6 protein-coding genes are annotated in these 3,708 nt (G+C 61.4%); all 6 read left to right on the top strand.

Going from position 1 to position 3,708, the window contains the following annotated elements; translation table 11 throughout:
• Window positions 1-159: 159 nt before the first annotated feature.
• The 6 genes from tusD to QMX91_RS29770 all read left to right on the top strand — a co-directional run bounded on the left by tusD (window position 160) and on the right by QMX91_RS29770 (window position 3,626).
• Window positions 160-552 carry a sulfurtransferase complex subunit TusD gene (gene tusD / locus QMX91_RS29795; RefSeq protein ID WP_027614682.1) on the top strand — a complete coding sequence of 131 codons (393 nt, stop codon included), beginning with the start codon at window positions 160-162 and terminating at the stop codon, window positions 550-552.
• Between the two features lies 1 nt (window position 553).
• Window positions 554-910 carry a sulfurtransferase complex subunit TusC gene (gene tusC / locus QMX91_RS29790; protein WP_027614681.1) on the top strand — a complete coding sequence of 119 codons (357 nt, stop codon included), beginning with the start codon at window positions 554-556 and terminating at the stop codon, window positions 908-910.
• Window positions 910-1,203 (top strand): sulfurtransferase complex subunit TusB, encoded by a 294-nt coding sequence (tusB, locus tag QMX91_RS29785; protein ID WP_027614680.1) that lies wholly within the window; start codon window positions 910-912, stop codon window positions 1,201-1,203. The genes tusC and tusB overlap by 1 nt, the downstream gene beginning before the upstream one ends.
• Complete coding sequence (locus QMX91_RS29780) at window positions 1,200-1,535, top strand: TusE/DsrC/DsvC family sulfur relay protein (RefSeq protein ID WP_134786012.1); 336 nt, start codon at window positions 1,200-1,202, stop codon at window positions 1,533-1,535. Before tusB ends, QMX91_RS29780 begins: the two co-directional genes overlap by 4 nt.
• Window positions 1,532-2,533, top strand: a complete 1,002-nt coding sequence (locus QMX91_RS29775; protein ID WP_134786011.1) for a glycosyl transferase family protein — start codon at window positions 1,532-1,534, stop codon at window positions 2,531-2,533. The genes QMX91_RS29780 and QMX91_RS29775 overlap by 4 nt, the downstream gene beginning before the upstream one ends.
• 91 nt (window positions 2,534-2,624) lie before the next feature.
• A complete protein-coding gene (locus QMX91_RS29770; RefSeq protein ID WP_210557680.1) occupies window positions 2,625-3,626 on the top strand; it encodes a glutathione S-transferase family protein in 1,002 nt (333 codons plus the stop codon).
• Window positions 3,627-3,708: the final 82 nt, after the last annotated feature.

Below are 3,708 nucleotides of genomic sequence, written 5' to 3'. Positions count from 1 at the left end.
GCTTGCTCGCGAAAGCGGTGCATCAGTCAAAGATGTGTCGAATGACCCAACGCCTTCGCGAGCAAGCCCGCTCCCACAGAGGGCATGTGCTTCACTTGGGTTTCGCGGCTGCCTCGATAAAGCTTTATCATGGCCGCAGTTTTGCTGATCGAGTCCGTCATGAAGTTCGCCATTGCGCTGTTTTCCGCCGCCCATGCGCCCTCCTCGCGCCGTGCCCTGCTGTTTGCGCAGGCTGCGCTGGCCGGCGGGCATGAGATTGTCCGGCTGTTTTTTTATCAGGACGGCGTCTACAACGCCTCCGACGCGGTGGTCACCCCGCAGGACGAACTGGACCTGCCCAAACAGTGGCGCGCGTTCATCAGCGAGCAGCAACTGGACGGTGTGGTGTGTATCGCCGCCGCCCTGCGCCGTGGCGTGCTGAATGACGAAGAAGCCAAACGCTACCAGCGTGATGCCGTCGCGGTCAGCGCGCCGTGGGAATTGTCTGGCCTCGGCCAGTTGCACGACGCGGTGCAGGACGCCGATCGACTGATCTGTTTCGGAGGCGCGTGAAATGGCCAAATCCCTGTTGATCATCAGCCGCCAGTCGCCATGGTCCGGCCCCGGCGCCCGCGAAGCGCTGGACGTCGTGCTGGCCGGCGGCGCGTTCGATCTGCCGATCGGCCTGCTGTTTCTCGACGATGGCGTGTTGCAACTGGCCGCCGGGCAGAACGCCAAGGCCCTGCAACAGAAAGACCTCAGCGCCAACCTGCAGGCGCTGCCGATGTTCGGCGTTGAAGAACTGTTCTACTGCACCGACAGCGCCAGCGCCCGTGGCCTGAGCACGCTGTCGCTGGACGAAGCGCAGCCGCTCGGCGCCAGCGAAATCACCGCCCTTATTGACCGTTACGACCAGGTGATCACCCTCTGATGTCGACTTTGCATGTGTTGTCTCATTCCCCGTTCGGCGATGATCGCCTGAGCAGTTGCCTGCGCGTGATCGGCGCTGCCGACGCCTTACTGTTATCCGGTGATGCGGTATACGCCCTGCAACCGGGCACTGCGCCATTCGCCACGCTGAACGAGCGCCGGGTCAAGCTGTTCGCCCTCGCCGAAGACCTGCAGGCCCGCGCCATCGTTGCTCCCGACTGGGCCGAAGCCATCGATTACCCGGCCTTCGTCGAACTGTCGATCCACCACGACAAGGTCAACAGCTGGCTATGAACTCGATGACTGTCGGCGCCCGCGCCATCGAACTGGACAAGGACGGCTTTCTGGTCGACCTCGACGACTGGTCTCATGACGTTGCCAGCGCCCTCGCCGCTACTGAAGACATCGACCTGACCCCCGAACACTGGGAAGTCCTCGATCTGCTGCGCAGCTTCTATGCAGAATTCCAGCTGTCGCCGGCTACTCGCCCGCTGATCAAATACACCGCACTCAAACTCGGCCCGGACAAAGGCAACAGCCTGCACCTGAACCGACTGTTCAAAGGCACCCCTGCCAAACTCGCCGCGAAACTGGCGGGCCTGCCCAAACCGACGAATTGCTTATGACCGACTTTCCAGCGCTGACCCTCGAAACGCCCGCCGAACACCCGTTCGCACCATTCGTACGGATCCTCGGCAAGGGCAAACGTGGCGCCCGCGACCTGACCCGTGAAGAAGCCCGGGAAGCCATGGGCATGGTGCTCGACGACAAAGTCGAAGACACCCAGCTCGGCGCCTTTCTGATGCTGCTTCGGCACAAGGAAGAAAGCGCGGAGGAAATGGCCGGTTTCACCGAAGCCTTGCGCGAGCGCCTGTCAGCGCCAACGCTGAATGTCGATCTGGACTGGCCGACCTATGCCGGCAAGAAACGCCATCTGCCGTGGTACCTGCTGTCGGCCAAGTGCCTGGCGCAAAACGGCGTGCGGATTTTCATGCACGGCGGCGGCGCGCACACCGCCGGACGTCTGTACACCGAACAACTGCTTGGCGAGCTGAACATCCCGCTGTGCCGCACCTGGCAGCAAGTCGGCAGCGCGCTGGACCACGGCGGTCTGGCGTTCATGCCGCTGATCGACTGGGCGCCACAGTTGCAGAAGATGATCGACCTGCGCAACACCATGGGCCTGCGCTCGCCGATTCACTCGCTGGCACGCATCCTCAATCCACTGCGCGCCCGTTGTGGCCTGCAAAGTATTTTCCACCCGGGCTATCAAGCGGTGCATCGCGAGGCCAGCGGTCTGCTCGGCGACACGGCGATCGTGGTCAAGGGCGATGGCGGCGAAATCGAGATCAACCCGGATGCCGACAGCCATCTTTACGGCACCAGGGGCGGCGAGAGCTGGGACGAGGAATGGCCGCAGCTGTCGAGCCAGCGCCACGTCAAACCGGCCTCGCTGGACGTCGAACATCTCAAGGCTGTGTGGCGCGGCGAGGTGGTCGACAGCTATCCGCAAATGGCCCTGATTTCGACCATGGCCTTGGCCCTGCGCGGTCTCGGTCAAAGTCGCGAGCAGGCGTTCGAAACCGCCGAGCAATACTGGGCGGCGCGTAACAAATCGATTTAACCGATCATCGACGCCCGATCTTTGCGCTTTTTGTTCGAACTCATCGGAATAGACTCGGCTCCAACGCTTATTGGATTCAGGAGTCTTGATCATGGGTTTACTCGTCGACGGCCACTGGCAGGACAAGTGGTACGAAAGCAGCAAGGACGGCGCGTTCCAGCGCGAACAGGCGCAGCGCCGTCACTGGGTCACCACTGACGGCCAGGCAGGGTCGAGCGGTGAAGGCGGTTTCGCCGCCGAAGCCGGGCGCTATCACCTTTACGTTTCCCTCGCCTGCCCGTGGGCACACCGCACGCTGATCCTGCGCAAGCTCAAAGGTCTGGAAAGCCTGATCGACGTGTCCGTGGTCAGCTGGCTGATGCTGGAAAACGGCTGGACCTTCGACCAGACCCTTGGCTCGACCGGCGACAAGCTCGACCACTTCGACTTCATGCATCAGCGCTACACCGCCGACACCCCGGACTACACCGGCCGTGTCACTGTGCCGGTGCTGTGGGACAAAAAGCTCAAGCGCATTGTCAGCAATGAGTCGGCGGAAATCATCCGCATGTTCAACAGCGCGTTCGATGGCCTGACCGGTAACGAACTGGACTTCTACCCGGCACCGTTACGCGGCGAGATTGATGCACTGAACGAACGGATTTATCCGGGGGTGAACAACGGTGTGTATCGCGCCGGCTTTGCCACCTCGCAACAGGCTTATGAAGAGGCGTTCGATGAGGTGTTTGCCGAGCTGGATCACTTGGAACGGGTGCTGGGCGCCAATCGCTATCTGACGGGGGAATACCTGACCGAGGCCGATGTGCGACTGTTCACCACGCTGATTCGCTTCGATGCGGTGTACCACGGGCACTTCAAGTGCAATCTGCGGCGGATTGCCGATTACCCGAACCTGTCGAACTGGCTGCGAGAGCTGTATCAGTGGCCGGGGATTGGCGAGACGGTGGATTTTCAGCACATCAAAAACCACTACTACGGTAGCCACAAGACCATCAATCCGACGGGGATTGTGCCGAAGGGGCCGAAGCAGGATTTCACCATCGCTCATGATCGGGAGCGGCTGAGCGGGAAAGGAGTTTGGCGGCGGGGTTAATTGATTCGGTGTTTTTGAGGGCCTCTTCGCGAGCAAGCCCGCTCCCACATTGGATTTGTGCATGACACAGATCCAATGTGGG

The sequence above is a fragment of the Pseudomonas sp. PS01299 genome (assembly GCF_029960145.1).
Lineage (GTDB): Bacteria > Pseudomonadota > Gammaproteobacteria > Pseudomonadales > Pseudomonadaceae > Aquipseudomonas > Aquipseudomonas putida_A.
This window is presented reverse-complemented; position numbering and strand designations above follow the sequence as displayed.